This window comes from Paraburkholderia polaris, from assembly GCF_012927345.1.
Classification (GTDB): Bacteria; Pseudomonadota; Gammaproteobacteria; order Burkholderiales; family Burkholderiaceae; genus Paraburkholderia; species Paraburkholderia polaris.
Genome location: NZ_JABBGJ010000008.1, coordinates 151,225 through 170,958, shown reverse-complemented (window position 1 = coordinate 170,958; position 19,734 = coordinate 151,225). Strand labels below are relative to the sequence as shown.

The 19,734-nt window shown below is 63.5% G+C and carries 19 protein-coding genes; 3 read left to right on the top strand and 16 right to left on the bottom strand.

Features of this window, described 5'->3' with window-relative positions; translation table 11 throughout:
* Positions 1 to 45: 45 nt before the first annotated feature.
* Complete coding sequence (locus HHL24_RS09580) at positions 46 to 723, top strand: histidine phosphatase family protein (protein WP_169485267.1); 678 nt, start codon at positions 46 to 48, stop codon at positions 721 to 723.
* Positions 724 to 830: 107 nt separating this feature from the next.
* On the opposite strand, the gene HHL24_RS09575 is transcribed toward HHL24_RS09580, so the two are convergent.
* The 4 genes from HHL24_RS09575 to ruvC all read right to left on the bottom strand — a co-directional run bounded on the left by HHL24_RS09575 (position 831) and on the right by ruvC (position 4,219).
* Positions 831 to 1,769 carry an oxygenase MpaB family protein gene (locus HHL24_RS09575; protein ID WP_169485266.1) on the bottom strand — a complete coding sequence of 313 codons (939 nt, stop codon included), beginning with the start codon at positions 1,767 to 1,769 and terminating at the stop codon, positions 831 to 833.
* A 33-nt stretch (positions 1,770 to 1,802) separates the two neighbouring features.
* The gene (gene ruvB / locus HHL24_RS09570) at positions 1,803 to 2,867 is read right to left on the bottom strand and encodes a Holliday junction branch migration DNA helicase RuvB (protein ID WP_169485265.1); all 1,065 of its coding nucleotides are present in this window, start codon (positions 2,865 to 2,867) and stop codon (positions 1,803 to 1,805) included.
* A 148-nt stretch (positions 2,868 to 3,015) separates the two neighbouring features.
* Entirely contained in the window at positions 3,016 to 3,597 is a 582-nt protein-coding gene (ruvA, locus tag HHL24_RS09565; protein WP_169485264.1) for a Holliday junction branch migration protein RuvA, read from the bottom strand.
* Positions 3,598 to 3,676: 79 nt separating this feature from the next.
* Complete coding sequence (gene ruvC, locus HHL24_RS09560) at positions 3,677 to 4,219, bottom strand: crossover junction endodeoxyribonuclease RuvC (RefSeq protein ID WP_063497310.1); 543 nt, start codon at positions 4,217 to 4,219, stop codon at positions 3,677 to 3,679.
* Between the two features lie 129 nt (positions 4,220 to 4,348).
* Here ruvC and HHL24_RS09555 point away from each other — a divergent pair, with 129 nt between their 5' ends.
* A complete protein-coding gene (locus HHL24_RS09555; RefSeq protein WP_169485263.1) occupies positions 4,349 to 4,588 on the top strand; it encodes a hypothetical protein in 240 nt (79 codons plus the stop codon).
* Positions 4,589 to 4,900: 312 nt separating this feature from the next.
* On the opposite strand, the gene purH is transcribed toward HHL24_RS09555, so the two are convergent.
* From purH to HHL24_RS09530, 5 genes are all read right to left on the bottom strand, one after another.
* Entirely contained in the window at positions 4,901 to 6,466 is a 1,566-nt protein-coding gene (gene purH, locus HHL24_RS09550; protein ID WP_169485262.1) for a bifunctional phosphoribosylaminoimidazolecarboxamide formyltransferase/IMP cyclohydrolase, read from the bottom strand.
* Between the two features lie 49 nt (positions 6,467 to 6,515).
* Positions 6,516 to 6,749: a Fis family transcriptional regulator gene (locus HHL24_RS09545; RefSeq protein ID WP_007180440.1), complete on the bottom strand. Its 234-nt coding sequence runs from the start codon at positions 6,747 to 6,749 to the stop codon at positions 6,516 to 6,518.
* Positions 6,746 to 7,813 (bottom strand): tRNA dihydrouridine synthase DusB, encoded by a 1,068-nt coding sequence (dusB, locus tag HHL24_RS09540; protein ID WP_169485261.1) that lies wholly within the window; start codon positions 7,811 to 7,813, stop codon positions 6,746 to 6,748. The genes HHL24_RS09545 and dusB overlap by 4 nt, the downstream gene beginning before the upstream one ends.
* Before the next feature lie 257 nt (positions 7,814 to 8,070).
* Positions 8,071 to 9,306, bottom strand: coding sequence for a UbiH/UbiF/VisC/COQ6 family ubiquinone biosynthesis hydroxylase (locus HHL24_RS09535; RefSeq protein WP_169485260.1), 1,236 nt, complete (start codon positions 9,304 to 9,306; stop codon positions 8,071 to 8,073).
* A 31-nt stretch (positions 9,307 to 9,337) separates the two neighbouring features.
* Positions 9,338 to 10,744, bottom strand: a complete 1,407-nt coding sequence (locus tag HHL24_RS09530; protein WP_169485259.1) for an aminopeptidase P N-terminal domain-containing protein — start codon at positions 10,742 to 10,744, stop codon at positions 9,338 to 9,340.
* Between the two features lie 242 nt (positions 10,745 to 10,986).
* Here HHL24_RS09530 and HHL24_RS09525 point away from each other — a divergent pair, with 242 nt between their 5' ends.
* Entirely contained in the window at positions 10,987 to 11,601 is a 615-nt protein-coding gene (locus HHL24_RS09525) for a glutathione S-transferase C-terminal domain-containing protein (RefSeq protein WP_206002779.1), read from the top strand.
* A gap of 148 nt (positions 11,602 to 11,749) precedes the next feature.
* Here the strand turns inward: HHL24_RS09525 and lnt are convergent, their stop codons facing one another.
* The 7 genes from lnt to HHL24_RS09490 form a co-directional block, all read right to left on the bottom strand.
* Positions 11,750 to 13,468 (bottom strand): apolipoprotein N-acyltransferase, encoded by a 1,719-nt coding sequence (gene lnt, locus HHL24_RS09520; RefSeq protein WP_169485257.1) that lies wholly within the window; start codon positions 13,466 to 13,468, stop codon positions 11,750 to 11,752.
* A 49-nt stretch (positions 13,469 to 13,517) separates the two neighbouring features.
* Positions 13,518 to 14,411 (bottom strand): HlyC/CorC family transporter, encoded by an 894-nt coding sequence (locus HHL24_RS09515; protein ID WP_169485256.1) that lies wholly within the window; start codon positions 14,409 to 14,411, stop codon positions 13,518 to 13,520.
* 353 nt (positions 14,412 to 14,764) lie between these two features.
* Entirely contained in the window at positions 14,765 to 15,439 is a 675-nt protein-coding gene (locus HHL24_RS09510) for a gamma-glutamylcyclotransferase (RefSeq protein WP_169485255.1), read from the bottom strand.
* A 39-nt stretch (positions 15,440 to 15,478) separates the two neighbouring features.
* Positions 15,479 to 15,940 carry an rRNA maturation RNase YbeY gene (gene ybeY / locus HHL24_RS09505; RefSeq protein ID WP_120349492.1) on the bottom strand — a complete coding sequence of 154 codons (462 nt, stop codon included), beginning with the start codon at positions 15,938 to 15,940 and terminating at the stop codon, positions 15,479 to 15,481.
* Positions 15,941 to 16,010: 70 nt separating this feature from the next.
* A complete protein-coding gene (locus tag HHL24_RS09500) occupies positions 16,011 to 17,084 on the bottom strand; it encodes a PhoH family protein (RefSeq protein ID WP_169485254.1) in 1,074 nt (357 codons plus the stop codon).
* Between the two features lie 47 nt (positions 17,085 to 17,131).
* Positions 17,132 to 18,505, bottom strand: a complete 1,374-nt coding sequence (gene miaB / locus HHL24_RS09495) for a tRNA (N6-isopentenyl adenosine(37)-C2)-methylthiotransferase MiaB (RefSeq protein ID WP_169485253.1) — start codon at positions 18,503 to 18,505, stop codon at positions 17,132 to 17,134.
* Between the two features lie 231 nt (positions 18,506 to 18,736).
* Complete coding sequence (locus HHL24_RS09490) at positions 18,737 to 19,720, bottom strand: LysR family transcriptional regulator (protein ID WP_169485252.1); 984 nt, start codon at positions 19,718 to 19,720, stop codon at positions 18,737 to 18,739.
* Positions 19,721 to 19,734: the final 14 nt, after the last annotated feature.

The following is a 19,734-nucleotide window of genomic DNA, read 5'->3' as shown; positions in this document are numbered from 1 at the left end:
AATAGCGGCTCGGCATAACCGGCTACTGGCCCCCACGCTCATCCCATGACCACGCAGATTCTGTTCATCCGCCACGGCGAGACCGATTGGAACCGCATCAAGCGCATTCAAGGTCACATCGATATTCCGCTCGCAACGACCGGCCTCGCGCAGGCGCAACGCCTTGCGCGCCGCATCGCGAATGAGGTGAAAGAGGGTGCGCGGCTCGACGCGATCTATTCGAGCGATCTGCAGCGCGCACAACAAACCGCGCAGCCAATCGCCGATGCGCTCGGTCTGCCGTTGCAACTGTGTGAAGGTTTACGCGAGCGCTCATACGGCGCATTCCAGGGGCATGACAGCGACGAGATCGCCGTCCGTTTTCCCGATGAACACGCGCACTGGCAAACTCGCGACGCAGGTTTTGCGGCGCCTGAAGGTGAATCGCAGCGCACGCTTTACCATCGCGTGCTGCATGCGATCGAGCCGATCGTTGCTGCCCATCCGGGTGGGCGGATCGCTGTCGTCGCTCATGGTGGCGTGCTGGATTGCGTGCGGCGGTTCGCATGTGGGTTGTCGCTCGATGCGCCGCGCGATTACGCGTTGCTGAACACGAGCGTCAACGTGGTGGACTACGCCGACGACGCGAGCAAGGCGACGATCGTGTCGTGGGCGGATGTGTCGCATCTCGATGCGCCGAGCGCGGACGATAGCTTCAAGAGGGTGCCGGAACCAGGGCGTTGATCGGAGCGGTTCCATTTGCATGGAGCCGGTTTGCACGGCTTGCTTCGCTCGCGACCCTTAGGGGGCCGCTATTCGCGGAAGCTGTCTCGCAGTGGGTATTTCGCGGTCTACTTCGATTCGTGCGTGGCGGCAACGCGACGGCGTGCCCGCTTCGATACACCGTTCACCAGCGCCCAGCGGATCACGGGCGCGACCAGCCGCACGCCGGGCCTCGCGAGCGCACGGCGAATACCGGCGAATCGTTCGAACCCCAGCATCGACTGCGCCCAATCGGGCAGCAGATCAACGCCGGCATTTAACATCAATGCTCCCGCGGGCCGCATCGCTGCAGTCGGTGCGGGCGCGTTCATTAGAATCCTCACGACTTCTCTAGTGCGCTCGCTGGCCACCAACTGAGGTTGCATGGCGAACAGGTAAGCGTCGATCCCGGCACGTGAGCGCGGAATATTCGACGCGCCGAGCATCTCAGCGATGCGCGCGGTTTCCGCGAAGTATTGGTCCTGCGCGGCAACGGGCAGTAATGGATTCACGTACCGTAAGTGCGCAGTCATGAAACTCGACACTTCGGCCACGTGCACCCACGTCAGCAAGGCTGGGTCGCTCGCGCGATATGGCCGGCCATCAGGTCCAACGCCAGTGACGCCGAGGTGAATGCGCTTCACGCGCTCAATCAGCGCTAACGCATCATGCCGGTTGCCATACGTCGTGCCGGAGATGAAAGTCGCGGTTCGGCGCAGGCGCCCCAGAATATCGGTGCGAAACGTCGAATGATCCCAGACGCCGGCGAGCGCCAGCGGATGCAGGGCCTGGAGCAGAAGCGCGCTGATGCCGCCCGTCATCATCGACGTGAAGTCGGCGTGGACTTTCCAGCAAACGGAGTCGGGCCCGAACAGCCCAGGGTCGCCCGGCGGCGATGAGTAGTCGAGCGTGGGACCGCTGCCGGTCGTCAGATGCGTGACGCCGGCAGCCAGTTTTGAGCGGATTCTGCCCGTGAGTAGCTGCGAGAGGCTGCCGCGTGAAGTGGGCTGCTTGGCTTGATCGGACATCCCTAAATCAGTTTCACGCGACGTGTATCCAGTTCAGGTCGCGGCCGAATTCCACAGGCCGGATATGGGACTCGAAGCGTCCGGCGCGGCGAGACCGAAATGCCGGTACGTGAGCAGCGTGGCGACGCGGCCGCGTGGCGTGCGTTGCAGGAAGCCTTGCTGGATCAGATACGGCTCGAGCACGTCTTCGATCGTATCGCGCTCTTCGCCGATTGCCGCCGCCAGGTTGTCGACGCCGACCGGGCCGCCGTCGAATTTGTGCAGGATCGCTTCAAGGAGCTTTCGGTCCATCAGGTCGAAGCCGACCGCGTCCACGTCGAGCATTTTGAGCGCGGCGTCGGCCACCTGCGCGGTGATGTTGCCGTCCGCTTTCACCTCGGCGAAATCGCGCACACGGCGCAGCAGCCGGTTCGCGATCCGCGGCGTGCCGCGCGCACGCTTGGCGATTTCAAACGCGCCATCCGGATGGATCTGCGCATGTAGCAACGACGCCGAACGCGTGACGATGCGCGCCAGTTCTTCGGCGTTATAAAACTCGAGCCGCGCGACGATCCCGAAGCGATCGCGTAGCGGATTGGTCAGCATGCCGGCGCGGGTGGTCGCGCCAACCAGCGTGAACGGCTGCAGATCCAGCTTCACGCTGCGCGCGGCGGGCCCTTCGCCGATCATGATGTCGATCTGATAGTCCTCCAGCGCCGGATACAGAATTTCTTCGACGACCGGTGAGAGTCGGTGGATTTCGTCGATGAATAAAACGTCGTTGGCTTCGAGGTTGGTGAGCAGCGCGGCGAGGTCGCCGGCGCGTTCGAGCACGGGCCCCGAGGTCTGCCGCAGATTGACACCCATTTCCCGCGCGATGATGTGCGCGAGCGTGGTTTTGCCGAGACCCGGCGGCCCGAACAGCAGCACGTGGTCGAGCGATTCCGACCGGCGCTTGGCAGCCTCGATGAAGATTTCCAGCTGACCACGCACTTTTTCCTGCCCGACATATTCTTCGAGCTGGCGCGGGCGCAACGCGCGCTCGAACGCTTCTTCGTTCGGCGAGACGGGCGTGGCCGCGATGATGCGCTCGGCGGCGAGTTTGTCGGTTTCGATCATGCGGTCATTGTACCGCGCGCGCCCCGAAGGGAACCCCCTTGGGGGGACGGCCGTTGCGAAGCTTGGCCGAACGGCCAGGGTGTGCAGCGTGCCGCCGTATGCGAAGCTCTACCCATCGCATGCGGCGCCGCTGCGATGGCCTGAGCATTTAACCCTTGGACAACGCTTTCAACGCGAGCTTGATGCCCTCGGAAACGCCGGTACCGGCCGATACGTTCTTGATCGCCGCCAACGCTTCTTTTTCGGAGTAACCCAATGCGATTAGTGCGTTCAGGATGTCGGAGGCATGGTCGGATGCCGACGCCGCGCCCGCCAACGCGCCTAGGTCGGCGCCAATCTTGCCCTTCAGTTCGAGGAGCAGCCGCTCTGCTGTTTTCTTGCCGATGCCGGGCACGCGAGTCAGGCGTGCAGCGTCCTGCATCGTGACGGTCTGCGCCAGTTCATGCACGCTCATGCCGGAGAGCACGGCGAGCGCCATGCGCGCGCCGATGCCGGTGATCTTCAGCAATTCGCGGAAAGTCGAACGTTCCTCAGCGGTGCCGAAACCATAGAGCAGATGCGCGTCTTCGCGCACGATCATTTGCGTGAGCAGCACAACGCGTTCGCCGTTCGACGGCAGGTTGTAGAACGTGCTCATCGGTACATCGACTTCGTAACCGACGCCGTTGCAGTCGACGAGCAGATGCGGCGGGTTTTTTTCCAGCAGAACGCCGGCAATGCGACCGATCATGGCGGATTCAATCTCGAGAGAAATGGCGAGTGTAGCGCAGCGAGTGCGCGGCGGGCGCTGGCAAACCGGAACTGAGCGTCTATCCCACCAACCGTCCACGCCTGACGCGCAAACCCTTCTTCGCCAGCGAAGGCGCAATGCCACCGAGCGTACTAAGCGTCGTGCCGCCGTGTGCGTGGCAGATCGCCATGCCGAGGGCGTCGGCGGCGTCGGTGCCGGGCACGCCGGAGAGGTTGAGCAACCGTACCACCATCTGCTGCATCTGTTCCTTGGTCGCGCGTCCGTAGCCGACTACAGCCTGCTTCAACTGCAAGGCCGTGTATTCGGCGACCGGCACGCCGCCCGCCACTAGTCCACAGATCGCCGCGCCGCGCGCCTGGCCGAGCAGCAGAGTGGATTGCGGGTTGACGTTGACGAACACCTTTTCGATCGCCGACTGATCCGGCGAATGCTGACGGATCAGCGTCGAAATGCCTTCGAAAATGGTGCCGAGACGCGACGGCAGATCGGCGTCGGCGGTCTTGATCACGCCGCTTGCGACGTAGCTGAGCGTGTGACCGGTTTGATCGATTACGCCAAAACCGGTCACGCGCAAGCCGGGGTCGATGCCGAGAATTCTCATGAGATGCCGCACGTGCGGTTAAAACTAAGTGCTTGCGATACTACAACGAACGCGTCACGTGGCGGTCGGTGTGCAGCGATGCCGACGGAATAAAAACTGCTGCTGCATGCGTTGAAAGGGGGATCGCACATGGAGCACTATCGAAATCTCAGCGGCGACTCAGGCGTCGAGGCGTACGAAATCGGCGATGACTTCGTCGCGGTCCGTTTCAGAACGGGCGTCGTCTACTGGTACACGAAGGCGAGCGTCGGCGCGAAGCACGTCGCCACGCTAAAGCGTTTGGCGCAGCGAGGGCGGGGGCTCAGCACCTACATTAGCCAGCACGCCGACGTGAGTGGTGGATACGCGAGAAAGGACCCCGACGACTGACTGGCGACGCAAAGAGAAAGCGGCCAAAGCAGATGGCCCAGCGGGAACGCTTGAAGGGCGCCGCCAAAGAGCGCCGCCAATGCGCGTGGCTAAAGACAGTGGCCAATGACAGTGGCCAATGAGCGGCCCGAAACATCCAAAGAACGCGGGGAGACAGAGGGTCACAGCAAGGACAGCGGTCACGACTTGCCAGTAGTAGCCGCCAAAAAACAAAACGGCCCGGTGGAAAATTCCACCAGGCCGCTTCATTCAAGGCAGCTCAGCGACCGCCGCTTCGCAAAGAAGCAAACGCCGACCGCCAAGCCTGAAAAATCAATGCCGGAAGTGACGCACCCCAGTCAACACCATCGCGATGTTGTGCTCGTCCGCGGCGCTGACCACTTCGTCGTCGCGCATCGAGCCACCCGGTTGAATCACGCAGGTCGCGCCTGCTGCGACCACCACATCCAGACCGTCACGGAACGGGAAGAACGCATCCGACGCCACAGCCGAACCCGCCAGCGTCAAACCGGCGTTCTGCGCCTTAATGCTCGCAATTCGCGCCGAGTCCACGCGGCTCATCTGGCCCGCGCCGACGCCGAGCGTCATGCCGTTGCCGCAGAACACGATCGCGTTCGACTTCACGTACTTCGCGACGCGCCATGCAAACAGCAGGTCGTCCATTTCCTTCGGCGTCGGGTGACGCTTCGTGACCACGCGCAATTCGCGCGGCTGCACGTTCTTCGAATCAAGCGATTGCACCAGCAGGCCGCCGCCGACGCGCTTCAGATCGAACGCGTTATGGCCATCACCCAAAGCGATTTCCAGGAGACGCACGTTCTGCTTGGCCGCGAACACCTGGCGAGCCGCCGCGCTGAACGACGGGGCGATCAGCACTTCGACGAACTGCTTGGCCACCGCTTGGGCAGCCGTTTCGTCGACTTCACGGTTGAATGCGATGATGCCGCCGAACGCCGAAGTCGGATCCGTCTGGAACGCCTTCGCATACGCTTCGTTCGCGTCCGCGCCCACTGCCACGCCGCACGGATTCGCGTGCTTGACGATCACGCAAGCCGGCACGTCGAACGTCTTCACGCATTCCCACGCTGCATCGGAATCGGCGATGTTGTTGTACGACAGTTCCTTGCCTTGCAACTGGTTGTAGTTCGCCAGTGCGCCCGCCGGCACGGTGAGGTCGCGGTAAAACGCAGCGCTCTGATGCGGATTTTCGCCGTAGCGCAGGTCCTGCACCTTGTCGAACGCCAGGTTGAACGTAGCCGGGTAAGCATTGCGCGACGAATGTTGCAATTCGTCGGTCAGGCTCGTCAGGTAGTTCGTGATCGCGCCGTCGTACTGCGCGGTATGGGCGAACACCTTGGTGGCCAGACGGAAGTTCGTCTTGTAGGCGACCGTGTTGTTGTTCGCGCGCATTTCGTCGAGCACGATTGCGTAGTCAGCCGGATCGACCACCACCGTCACGTCGCGATGATTCTTCGCGGCGGAGCGCAGCATGGTCGGGCCGCCGATGTCGATGTTCTCGATCGCGTCTTCCAGCGAGCACTCTTCCTTCGACACGGTCTGCACGAACGGATACAGATTCACGACCAGCAGGTCGATCGTCGGGATGTCGTGCTTTTCAAGCGCTGCCATGTGTTCCGGCAGATCGCGGCGCGCGAGAATGCCGCCGTGCACCTTCGGATGCAGCGTTTTCACACGCCCGTCCAGCATTTCCGGGAAGCCCGTGTAGTCGGCGACTTCGGTGACGGAGAGACCCGCGTCCGCGAGGAGTTTCGCGGTGCCGCCGGTCGACAGGATCTTGACGCCGAGGTCCGACAGCGACTTGGCGAAGTCGACGATGCCGGACTTGTCGGAAACAGAGATGAGCGCTTGCTTGATCATGATGAAGACGAAAAGCCGAAGGGAAACGTGGCAGGGCGCCGAAAAAAAACTACAACAGACCGTGCTGTTGCAGCTTCTTGCGCAGCGTATTGCGGTTGATGCCGAGATACTCGGCGGCCAGCGACTGATTGCCACCGGCCTGCTCGAGCACCACTTCGAGCAGGGGTTTTTCTACGCATGAAATAACCATGTCGTAGACGTCATGCGGATTGGAACCGTCGAGATCCTGGAAATACATCCCCAAGCTGTCGCGGACAGATTGTTCGATATTGTTCTTGCTCATGCTGCTAGTCGGTCGGTATGGTCCGGCTCGCCGTCGTTCTTGGTGAGCGTCTCGTCGACGTAGACGAGGCGGTCGGAGATCGCCTTTTGGGCGTCGAAGAATTCGTTGACGGCGAGGAGTTGTTCGCGCGTGGTGTCCAGCGTATTCATGCGGTGCCGGAACACATTGGCGCCAGAAAGGCCGCGAGTGTACCAGCCGATATGCTTACGTGCTGTGCGCACACCCGTAAATTCGCCGTAGAACTCGTAGTGATCTTCGAGATGTTCGTTCATCACCTGCTGGATTTCGTCGATGCGCGGCGGCGGCAGCAACTCACCCGTTTGCAGGAAATGTTCGATCTCGCGGAACAGCCACGGGCGCCCCTGCGCGGCGCGGCCGATCATGATGGCGTCGGCGCCAGTGGCGGCGAGCACCTCGTGGGCTTTTTGCGGCGACGTAATGTCGCCATTGGCGACCACCGGAATGCGCACCGCCGCTTTGACGGCAGCGATGGTCTCGTACTCGGCGTCCCCGTGATATAGGTCGGCGCGCGTGCGGCCGTGCACGGTCAGCATGGAAATGCCGGCGGCTTCAGCCAGATGCGCGACGGAGAGCGCGTTCTTGTTGTCGCGATCCCAGCCGGTGCGGATCTTTAGCGTGACGGGCACCGCGTCAGGGCCGATGCCCACCGCGCCTACCACCGCCTCGACGATGCGCTGCACCAGCGGTTCGTTCTGCAGCAAGGCAGAACCCGCGGCCACGTTGCACACCTTCTTGGCCGGGCAGCCCATGTTGATGTCGATGATCTGTGCGCCGTTCGCCACGTTGTAGCGAGCGGCTTCGGCCATCATGACCGGATCGGCGCCCGCGATCTGCACGGCAATCGGCTCGACCTCGCCCGTGTGGTTGGCACGGCGCATGGTCTTTTCGCTTTTCCACAACTGCGCGTTCGAGGCGACCATTTCCGACACCGCGTAGCCCGCGCCCAGCCGCTTGCACAGCTGCCGGAACGGCCGGTCGGTCACGCCGGCCATAGGGGCGACGAACAGGTTATTACGCAGATTGTGGGAGCCGAGAGTGGGCATGACTTGGACGCGCCTGCGACCGATCGTTGCAGTTTCTTTTCAGATTCTGTCAATCGGAGCATTCGCGAAATGCGAGGGAAAACCGCTATTTTAGCGTTAACAGATAGCCGACACCCGACTTGCGTCTGTCGTAACTCATTAAATCTTCTATGAAAGTGGTCCGGTTCATAGAACCGGCACCGCTCACGCGCTACTGCTTGCAGTGCCTAAAAAGGCCGCAGCGGCTCTGGGGCGTGGGGCGCGAGCGGGCGGCGCGCTCAGCGGCGCTGACCGAACATCATTTGCCGCGCCAGCGCGGTTTTCACCGGCGGCACGAATTCGAGCGCGGTGAGGGCGAGGCCGCGCAAGGCGGCGAGCGGCGGGAAGTCGACGGTGAAAAGGCGGGCGAGCGTGTCGGTCGCACCGATCGTCAGGCGCCGGTCGAGCGCGCGGCGTTGCGCGAACGTCGCCAGGGCGAGCGGGGTAGGGCCTTCCGCCGACAAGGCATCGGCTAGTGCATGCGCGTCGCGCAGACCGAGATTCAGGCCTTGGCCCGCCACTGGATGCAGCGTTTGCGCCGCGTTGCCAATTGCGACGACGTGGCCGTTCACCAGCGTATCGACCGCGTTCAGTCCCAGCGGAAACGACGCGCGCCCTTTGATCTGCGTAAAACGGCCCATACGGTTACCGAATGCGGCGCCGAGTTCGAGCAGGAATGCGTCGTCGGAGAGTTGCGCGCGTCGCGCGGCTTCGTCGGGCGCGCAGCACCAGACCAGCGCGTAATTGGCGCCGCGCACGCCGCCCATCGGCAGCAGCGCGATCGGTCCTTGCGACGTGAAGCGCTCCCACGCCACATGCGGTTGCGGCGCCGACACGCTGACCGTGCCGACCAGCGCGGTCTGCCCGTAATCGCGCGTGCCGCCGCTGGCACTGCTACTCGCGCCCTTGGCGGGTTTCTGGTCGCCGAACAGGCCGCCTTCGGCATTCACCAGAATCCGCGTGCGCAGATTGCGTGTGACACCCGCGGTCTCGATCGGCAGCGTGACGCCGTCGAGGTCCTGAGTCGGCGCCGCGGCGGAGGTGGAGCGGAACCAGTGCACGGCGGTCGCGTGAACCGCTTCCGCAAGACCATGCACGATCGACCCATAGCGCAGCACGTAGCCGAGCGCCGGCAAGCCATGCTCGCTGTGGTCGATCAGCGTGCGGCCGAAATGGCCGCGCTGCGACACGTGAATGCGCTGGATCGCGGTGGCGTCGGCGGGCCAGCGCAGCGGTTCGAGGATCATCCGGCTGCCGTGCGATACGGCGATCGCGCGCGGATCGGCAATCGAATCTTCCGGCTCGCGCGCGTCGATCAGCGCGATCTTCAGCGCTTGCGTCGCGCTGCGGCGCGCCAGCCAGCCGGCGAGCGCCAGCCCGACCGGCCCGGCGCCGACGATCGTCACGTCGAAATCGAAGGGGTGGTCGGACGCGGCGGGTTTCAGAATCACCGTCGACTGGGAAACGTCGTTCATTGCGGGTTGCTTCCTTGGATTACTGCCTGGGTTACTGCTTTGTTTCCTGAGCCGCGCGGGCTTCCTGCATCAGCGCCTCGATCTCGTCGGCGGCCACGGGGACGTCGCGTGTGATCAACTTGCAACCGGTCGGCGTGACGATCGCGTCGTCCTCGATGCGGATGCCGATGTTCCAGTAGCGCTCGGGCACGCCTTCGGCCGGACGGATATACAGACCGGGCTCGATGGTCAGCGTCATCCCTGCGTGCAGCGTGCGCCACGGCAGCGCGCCCGCTTCGTCGCGCGCCGCGCTGCGTTCGCGGTAGTCGCCGACATCGTGCACGTCCATGCCGATCCAGTGGCCGGTTCGGTGCATATAGAACGGCGTATAGGCGCGCTCGGCGATCACCTCGTCGACGGAGGCGAACTTCGCGCGGTCGATGATGCCGGTGTCGAGCAGACCTTGCGACAGCACGCGCACGGCGGCCTGGTGCGGATCGTCAAAGGTGGCGCCGACGCGGGTGGCGTCGACGGCAGCCTGCTGCGCGGCTAGCACGATGTCGTACAACTCGCGCTGCGCCGGCGTGAAGCGGCCGCTCGCCGGGAAGGTGCGGGTGATGTCGGAAGCGTAGCCGTCGAGTTCGCAGGCGGCGTCGATCAGAATCAGGTCGCCGTCCTGGGCAATCGCGTTGCCGGCCGGGTAGTGCAGCACGCAGGCGTTGGCGCCCGCGGCGACGATCGACGTGTAAGCCGGCGCTTGCGCGCCAAATTTGCGGAATGTGTAGAGCAACTCGGCTTCGAGTTCGTACTCGCGCACGCCGGGGTGGCAGGCGGCCATCGCGCGGCGATGCGCTTGCGCCGAAATCTGTCCGGCGCGGCGCATGATCGCGAGTTCGTGGGGTTCCTTGATGAGTCGCATGTCGTCGAGCAACGGGATCAGGTCACGCGCGGCCGTGGGCGCGGCGACGCCGCTGCGGCCGAGCGAGCGCACGGCGTCGAGCCAGCCGCGCACCTGTTCGTCCAGTTCCGCCGACGTGCCGAGCGCGTAATGCAGCGAGGGCTTGTCGGCGAGAATGCGCGGCAGTTGCGTCTCGACTTCGCTGACGGCGAAGGCGGCGTCGAAGCCGAACGCCTCGCGCGCGCCGTCCGGCCCGAAACGGAACCCTTCCCACGTTTCGCGCTCGACATTCTTCTCGCGGCAGAACAGGATCGAGGCCGGTTCGCCCGATGCGGCGCTTGCGTCGAGCACCAGCAGCGCCTCGGGTTCCGTGAAGCCCGTCAGATAGTAGAAGTAGCTATCGTGCCGGTAGGGGTAGTCGGCGTCCCGGTTGCGCAGCTTTTCCGGCGCGGTGGGGACGATGGCGACGCCCCCGCCCGCCGCGCGCAGCGCGGCGAGTACGCGCTCGCGGCGCGCGCGGTAGACGTCGATGGCGATGGTGGGTTCGGTCGGCTGGTTCATCTTGCGATTGTAGCGCCCAATGCGGAGACTTATTTTCCGCGGATACTGACGGGGAGAGGGTGGTCGCCCGCTGCGTTAGCCATTCGGCCGGGTAGACGGCGCACGAGCACCGCGGCAATGTTGCAATCCATCCACAGCGAGCATTCATGCGGCTTGCGACGCGGCTTCGCCGTGCTCGGGAATGCCGCCGACCACTTATAACCACTTATACTTTCGCCGAATTCAAGAAAAGGCAGATGGTAATGATGAAACTCATCGGTTCGCTCGGCAGTCCGTTCGTGCGTAAAGCGCGGATCGTTCTGGCCGACAAGAAGATCGACTACGAACTCGTGCCCGAGAACGTCTGGGCGCCGGATACCACGATTCACACCTTCAATCCGCTCGGCAAGGTGCCGTGCCTCGTGATGGAAGACGGCGAAGCGGTGTTCGATTCGCGGGTGATCTGCGAATACGTGGATACGCTGTCGCCGGTCGGTAAGCTGATTCCGCCGTCGGGCCGCGAGCGCGTCGAAGTGCGTTGCTGGGAAGCGCTGGCCGACGGCATGCTGGACGCCGCGGTGCTGATTCGCCTCGAAGGCACCCAGCGCACGCCCGAGCAGCGCGTGGACGCGTGGGTGGCGCGGCAGCAGCGCAAGATTGACGAAGGCCTGATTGCCATGTCACAGGGCTTGGGCACCAAGCCGTGGTGCACGGGCAATCACTACACGCTCGCGGATATCGCAGTGGGTTGCGCGCTGGGCTACCTCGATTTCCGCATGCCTGAGTTGAACTGGCGTGAAGGGTATCCGAATCTGGATAAGCACTTCCAGAAGCTGTCGCTGCGTCAGTCGTTTATTGATACGGTGCCGGCGAATTGAGCACGGATCGGTAAAGCGGTATTTTTTGCAAAATGCGCGCTCGCGGTATTCCGGAGCGCGCTTTTTTACGTGGGTGGTCTTGCCGCTGCGATTCAACCGGGGCGTGCGATTGCCGGCCTGACTGCTGCATCGGCCATCTGACTGAGGCTTATTTCTTGCCGCTTTGCCGCCGCGTAATCCCCGGCCCGAACGCAAACCCGAACGCCAGCAGCAGCAACGAAACCGCCAGCACCGTGTTATTGCCGCTCGTCACATAAGGCGTGCTGCCCGACGTCCCTTGCACAGTCACATCGAGCGAGCCGATCGTGTACGGCGTCAGGCGTCCGATCACCTTGCCATTAGCATCGATCGCGGCGGTCATGCCGGTGTTGGTGGCGCGCAGCATCGGCCGGCCGGTTTCCAGCGAACGCATGCGCGCGATCTGCAGGTGCTGATCCAGCGCGATGGTGTCGCCGAACCAGGCGAGATTGGTCGAGTTGACCAGCACACCCGCGGGCGTGTCGCTCTCGCGGATATTCCGCGCGATCTCCTCACCGAAAATATCCTCATAGCAGATATCGACCGAGACCGGCTGGTTATGCACGATGAACGGCTTCTGTACTGGCGAGCCGCGCGCGAAATCGCCGAGCGGAATGCTCATCAGATTCACGAACCAGCGGAAGCCCCACGGTACGAATTCGCCGAACGGCACGAGATGGTGTTTGTCGTAGCGATACACGTCGCGCGTGCCGGGCGTGACGCCGAACAGGCTGTTCGTGTAGTCGACCACCTGACCTTCCGGCGTGATGGTGCCGCCAATCGCGCCGAACAGGATCGCGGTGCCCGTCGTATCGGAGAAGTTGCGCACCGCCGACGCGAACTGCGGCGGCAATTGCTGTGCGAGCACCGGAATGGCGGTTTCGGGCGTGACGACCAGGTCGGCCGGCTTCGACGTGATCATTTGCTGATACTGGTCGATCGCGGCGCGCATGCCGGCTTCTTCGAACTTCATGTCCTGTTTGACGTTGCCTTGCAGAAGACGCACCGTCAGCGGCGCGTTGGCCGGCAGGGTCCATTGTGCGAGCGGCAGCAGCAGGCCGGCCGCGATCAGCGCAACCGCGATTCCCCCCGGCACCGCGACGCGCGCGAGGCCGCGCTTAACGCCGTTGGCCGCATTTCCAGCATTGCCGCCGCCGACGCCATCGAGCTGCCCGCGCGAAGGCAGCACCGGTACCAGCGCCTGCACGATCAACGCCGCTACCAGCGCCAGCACCCAGCCGACGCCATACACGCCCGCCACCGGTGCAAACCCGGCGAACGGGCCGTCCACCTGCGCATAACCGCTCGCGAGCCACGGAAAGCCGGTGAACACGGTGCCACGCAACCATTCACCGATCGCCCACGCGCTCGCAAACGCCAGCGCGCCGTGCCAGGTCGGCGAAAACGGTTGGTCGTTATCGCACGCGCCGTTGCGAGCGTGCCCCGCGCAAAACGACCAGATGCCGGCAGCCAGCGCCGGATACACGGCCAGATACAGCGAGAAAAGCACAACCGCCGCGCCCGCGAGCGGCGCGGCCATGCCGCCGTAGTAGTGCATGCTGACGTACAGCCACCACACACCGGTGACGAAGTTGCCGAAGCCGAAAGCGCCGCCCGTCAGCGCTGCGCTTTTCCAGCCGGTGGTACGCGTAAGCCACGCAAAGAAGAAGGCGAAGATCACGAGTTCGAGCCAGCCGCCGTGCGGCGTCGGCGCGAACGACAGCGTATTGGCCGCACCGGCAGCCAAAGCGACGAGGTAATGCCAGCGGGGCAGTGCACGGCCGCGCGCTTCTCGGGCGGCAGCAGCACTCACGCCGCGGCGCGAACGGGATGTAATCGGGTCGGCCATTGTTGCGCGGTCGGCGTGAGGAGTTGAAAAAGCGAAGAAAAGAAGCGGATCAGGTCTGCACGTGCTGTGCTTCGCGCTCACGCTGGCCGGCGAGCGGGTCGCGGCGCACCAGCAGCATGTGAATCTGGCGGGCGTCGCCGCGCAGAATCTCGAAGATCAGATCGTCGAGGCGGACTTTTTCGCCGCGATGCGGCACCCGTCCGAAATGGTGCGTGACGAGCCCGCCGATCGTATCGACTTCGTCGTCCGAGTAATGCGTGCCGAAGGCCTCGTTGAACTGTTCGATTTCCGTGAGCGCGCGCACGCGAAAGCGCCCGTCCGGCGAGGCGATGATGTTGCCGCTTTCCTCGTCGAAATCGTATTCGTCTTCGATATCGCCGACGATCTGTTCCAGCACGTCTTCGATCGTAATCAGGCCGGCCACGCCGCCGTATTCGTCGACCACCACCGCGAGGTGATTGCGATTCACGCGGAAGTCGTGCAGCAGCACGTTCAGGCGCTTCGATTCCGGGATGAAGACGGCGGGGCGCAGCATGCCGCGCACGTCGAATTCGTCTTCAGCGTAGTAGCGCAGCAGGTCTTTCGCGAGCAGCACACCGATGATGTTGTCGCGATTGCCTTCGAAGACCGGATAGCGCGAGTGCGCTTTTTCCAGCACATAGGGGATGAATTCGGCGGGATTGTCCGCGATGTTGATCGCGTCCATTTGTGCGCGCGGCACCATGATGTCGCGCGCGCTGAGTTCGGACACCTGGAACACGCCCTCGATCATCGACAGCGAGTCGGCGTCGATCAGGTTGCGTTCGTGCGCGTCCTGCAGGATTTCCAGGAGTTCTGCGCGCGAGTCGGGCTCGGGCGAGATGAAGTCGGTCAGCCGCTCGAGGAGTGAGCGTTTTTCTTGCGGTTTGTCGGTTTGACGTCGACTGGGATACGTGTCGTTCATGGTAGTGCGCCCGGCGAGACTGGGCGCGCTGTTGCAGAGTATTAAGGATACACCAGGCACATGGCAGGACCGTGTCCCGCCTGGCTGGGCGATGAGTGAAGCTGGGATGAAACCGCCCGGCCGCGTGTGGTGGGCATGGGTCAATCCTAACTGATTACGCGGGGAAAAGCGTTTCGGAGCAAAAAAGTACGGATTGCGGTGACATGTGCGATGCCGATGCGGGCGTGGCGCGCTCAAGCTTGTTCCCCACGGCCTACCCATACGGCTGCGGCGGCGTTCGGGCAAACAGGAAGTGGTGCCACAGCCGGTTCGCGGCTTATCGCGTCGATTCCTGGCTGGCTTGCCGGTCCTCGTCAACCCGCCTCGCGGTTTTCCTCACGGCATCGTTCAAGTAGCGCTTCCAGTGCGCGGTCCGGCATGCCGCTCTCGCGCAGCGCGTGCACGGTGCGGCTAACGTAATCAAGCGTTGTCCCGTAGCGGCCGCAGGCGCAGCCGAACACGGTTTTGACGACCTCGTCGCGCAGCTTGCCGGTGTAGGTCGGCACGTCGCGGCGCATCACGAACGCGAGCGCGTCGACGCGCCGCCCGTCGGCGAGCACGCAGGGCAGCCACGCCGGGCGGTACGAACCCATCGGCATCTCGCGGCGCCACAGCGCTTCCAGATGCGGCATCGCTCCCTCGGCGGCGAGGCGAAAGGCGATGCCGGTGCACGAGCCGCCGCGATCGAGCGCGAGCACGAGGCCCGGCTGCTCGGGCGTGCCGCGATTCACGCGCGACCACAGATACAGTCCGCGGTGATAGCCGTGCACTTTCGAACGGGCGGCTTCGACGGTGGGCAGACCGGGATTCCAGATCAGCGACCCATAGCCGAACAGCCACAGATCGCTTTTGCGGTCCCAGTCGCGCAACGTGCATTCGAGCGACGCCCGCAACTCCTCGTCCGTCAGCAGCCGCGGTTCGCCGAGCGCGGGTGGATAGTCCGGGCAGGGCGTGTTTCGCGTATCGGCTTCAGGGGAGGAGGTGCTCACGGTGGCTTCTAACTGTGATGGTAAAGACGATGGGAAAGACTATTGATAAGGATCCGGAAAGCCGAGCTTGCCGAGGATTTCGGTTTCGATCGCTTCCATTTCCTCGGCTTCTTCCTCGACCTCGTGATCGTAGCCTTGCGCATGAAGCGTGCCGTGCACCAGCAGATGCGCGTAGTGCGCGATCAGCGGCTTGCCCTGTTCGGCGGCCTCTTTCTCGACGACCGGACAGCACAGGATCAAGTCGCCGGTCACCGGATCGTCTTCCGATTCGGCGTACGCAAAGGTCAGCACATTGGTCGAATAGTCTTTGCCGCGATAGGTGCGGTTCAGCGTGCGGCCTTCTTCGGCGTCGACGAAACGCACGGTCAGTTCGCCGTCTGCGAAGAGTGCCGCCTTGATCCAACCGGCCACGGTGGCGCGCGGCAGCAGCGCCTTGTGTTCCGGCCAAGCCTTGGCGGCGGGGAATTGCAGATTCAACGTCAGTTTCGGGGCGCGGCTCATGCGGTGTCGACTTGTTGCTTGGGTTGCTGCGGCGTATCCCATGAAATTCGCCGCAAATTAGCGCCGTAAATTAGCGTGAATCCGCCGGACTGGCGGTTTTCTGCGAATGCGCATCGTACGCCTCCACAATTCGCGCTACCAGCGGATGCCGCACCACGTCGGCGCTCGTGAAGCGCGTGAGCGCAATGCCGCGCACGTCTGACAGCACCTGCTGCGCTTCGATCAGCCCGCTCTTGTGACCGCGCGGCAAGTCGACCTGGGTCGTATCGCCGGTGACCACGGCCTTCGAGCCAAAGCCGATCCGTGTGAGGAACATCTTCATCTGTTCGGGCGTGGTGTTCTGCGCCTCGTCGAGGATGATGAACGCGTGATTCAGCGTGCGGCCGCGCATGTACGCGAGCGGTGCGATTTCGATCATCTGCCGCTCGAACATCTTGGCAGTCTTGTCGAAACCGAGCAGGTCGTAGAGCGCGTCGTACAGCGGACGCAGATACGGATCCACCTTCTGCGCCAGGTCCCCCGGCAGAAAGCCGAGCCGCTCGCCCGCTTCGACGGCCGGACGCGTCAACACGATGCGTTTGACCTGATCACGCTCCAGCGCGTCCACTGCGCAAGCCACCGCTAGATACGTCTTGCCCGTACCCGCTGGGCCGATGCCGAAAGTCACGTCGTGCGAAATGATCTGCTTCAGATACTCGCGTTGCATCGGCGTGCGGCCGCGCAGATCGGCGCGGCGCGTGTACAGCTTCGGGCCGAGTTCTTCGAGGTCGTCGTCGCCGCTGTCGGCGGGCTGGTCGAACGGGTGATCCGGATTGCCCGGAAAGCGCGGGTCCACACCTTCCGTGCCATGGCCGTTGCCGTTCGCGCGATGGCGTGCCGGCTGCCGCACTTCAACGAGCGCGAGCTGGATGTCGTCGACCGACAGCGGCTTCTGCGAGTTGTCGTAGAACTTTTCGAGCGCGGTGAGCGCGAGTTTCGCGCCGCGCCCGCGAATCGTGATGCGGTGGCCACGGCGTTGTAGCGTCACGTCGAGCGCCTGCTCGATCTGCCGCAAATTCTCGTCGAGCGGTCCGCAGAGGTTGGCGAGCCGCGCGTTGTCGTCGCGCGGTGCGGTGAATTCCAGATGCTGCTGAGTGGTCTTCAAGGCGGTGGATCGATCCTGTCGGGTTCGTGACGCCGGGCGGGCGTCGCTCAGTGGGTGGCTGCGGGCGTGTCCTCGTGCACCAGCACGAGTTCGCCACGTAACGAATGTGGGTACGCATGGACGATTTTCACGTCCACCATCTGGCCGATCAGGCGTGCGTGCGACGCGATCGGCGCCGGGAAATTCACCACGCGGTTGTTCTCGGTGCGGCCCGCGAGTTCGTTCGGGTCCTTGCGCGCCGGGCGCTCGACCAGAATCCGCTCGACCTTGCCAACCATCGAATCGCTGATGCGCTGCACGTTTTCTTCGATCGTAGCTTGCAGATGGTACAGACGCTTGAGCTTCACTTCGTGCGGCGTGTCGTCGTGCAGATTCGCGGCCGGCGTGCCGGGACGCGGGCTGTAGATGAACGAGAAGCTGGTGTCGTACTTCATCTCGTGAATCAACGCCATCATCTTGTCGAAGTCTTCTTCCGTCTCGCCGGGGAAGCCGACGATCATGTCGGTCGACAAAGACAGGTCAGGACGGATCGCGCGCAGCTTGCGGATCACTGACTTGTATTCGAGCACCGTGTAGCCGCGCTTCATCGCCATCAGGATGCGGTCGGAGCCGTGCTGCACCGGCAGATGCAGATGGCTGACGAGCTTCGGCACCTTGGCGTACGTGTCGATCAGGCGCTGCGTGAATTCCTTCGGATGCGACGTGGTGTAGCGAATCCGTTCGATGCCCGGAATATCCGCGACATATTCGATCAGCTGGGCAAAATCGGCGATTTCGCTCGAGCCGAGCGTGATGCCGGCGCGGTAAGCATTCACGTTCTGGCCGAGGAGCGTCACTTCACGCACGCCCTGGTCGGCGAGGCCGGCGATTTCGGTCAGCACGTCGTCCAGCGGACGCGACACTTCTTCGCCGCGTGTGTACGGCACGACGCAGTAGCTGCAGTACTTGCTGCAACCTTCCATGATCGACACGAACGCGCTCGCGCCATCGACGCGCGCCGGCGGCAGGTGATCGAATTTTTCGATTTCCGGGAACGAGATGTCGACCTGAGCACGGCCGCTTTCGCGGCGCTTGTCGATCATTTGCGGCAGACGGTGCAGCGTTTGCGGCCCGAACACCAGATCGACATACGGTGCGCGCGCCACGATCGACGCGCCTTCCTGGCTCGCCACGCAACCGCCCACGCCGATGATCAGATTCGGGTTCGCTTCTTTCAACTCACGCACACGGCCGAGTTCGGAGAAGACTTTCTCCTGCGCTTTTTCGCGCACCGAGCAGGTGTTGAAGAGAATGACGTCCGCGTCTTCCGGGGTGTCGGTTTTGACGAGGCCTTCAGCCGCGCCGAGTACGTCGACCATCTTGTCGGAGTCGTACTCGTTCATCTGGCAGCCGTAGGTCTTTACATAAACTTTCTTGGTCATCGATTTTCGCCGGTCGCAGTGGTTAACCTGGGGGCGTCATTTAAAAGGTGAAGAGAGGTGAAAACGTGCGGATGCACCGCGGGGCGGCGCTTGGGCCCGCTTGGGCCGGCTTGGGCCGGCTTGAACCCGCTTGAACCCGCTTGAACCCGCTTGAACCCGCTTGAGCCCGCTTGAGCCCGCTTGAGCCTATTTCGGTCCACTTTCAATGCACGTTTGCAGCGTAACTCAACATTATAGCCCTTCACCGGTTGCGATTTCTGCCGCGGCTATTGCTCGCGGCGGCTCTGTCGGCAAGCCCAGCAGGCCTTCCAGTTCGTCCGACACTTGCGCGAAGCGTTCGCTCAGGAAGTCCAGCAGTACGCGCACGCGCGGCGCCATGAAACGGTTGCGGTGGTAGAGCGCGTGCAACGGCGCGTCCGGGTAGCGCCATTCAGGCAGCAGGATTTTCAGGCAGTCGCCCCGCAAGTCAGCTTCCACGTCCCACATCGACTTGATGACGATCCCGTAGCCGCGCCGCGCCCATTCGCGGGCCACGGCGCCGTCGTTGGTTTCCCGGGAGGTTTCGAACGGCACGGTGTACTGCTGCACTTCGTTGCCGCGCGTAAAGCGCCACTCGTTGACCGGGCCTGACGCGGTACCCAGCACGATGCAATCGAAATTCGCCAGATCGTGCGGATCTTTCGGTTCGCCCTTGCGTGCGATGTAGTCCGGCGACGCGCACAGCACCCGCCGGTTCGGTGCCAGCTTGCGGGCGACCAGCGAGCTGTCTTGCGGCACACCGAAGCGGATCGCCAGATCGATGTCTTCCTGCACCAGATTCGACAACGAGTCCGACAGCGTCAGCGCAAACGTCACCTCGGGGTAGAGCGCGTTGAACTCGTCGAGCCAGTGCATCAGCAGATTGCGGCCGAAGTCCGACGTTGCCGAGATTCGGACTTTGCCGCGCACCACGCCTTGGCCGGCTTGCAGCGCGGCCTCGGCGTCATCGAGCGATTGCAGCGCCTGGCGGCAGCAGTTCAGATACAGCCGGCCCTCGTCCGTGAGCCTGAGCTGACGAGTGGTGCGCTCGAACAGGCGTGCCTTCAGGCCGGCTTCGAGCTTGGCCAGCCGCGCGCTGGCGGCGGCCGGTGTCAGGCCCATCTTGCGGCCCGCCGCCGAGAGGCTGCCTTGCTGCGCCGCTTCGACAAACAGGCGGATGTCACCGAGGTTATCCATCGCGATCTTTCAAA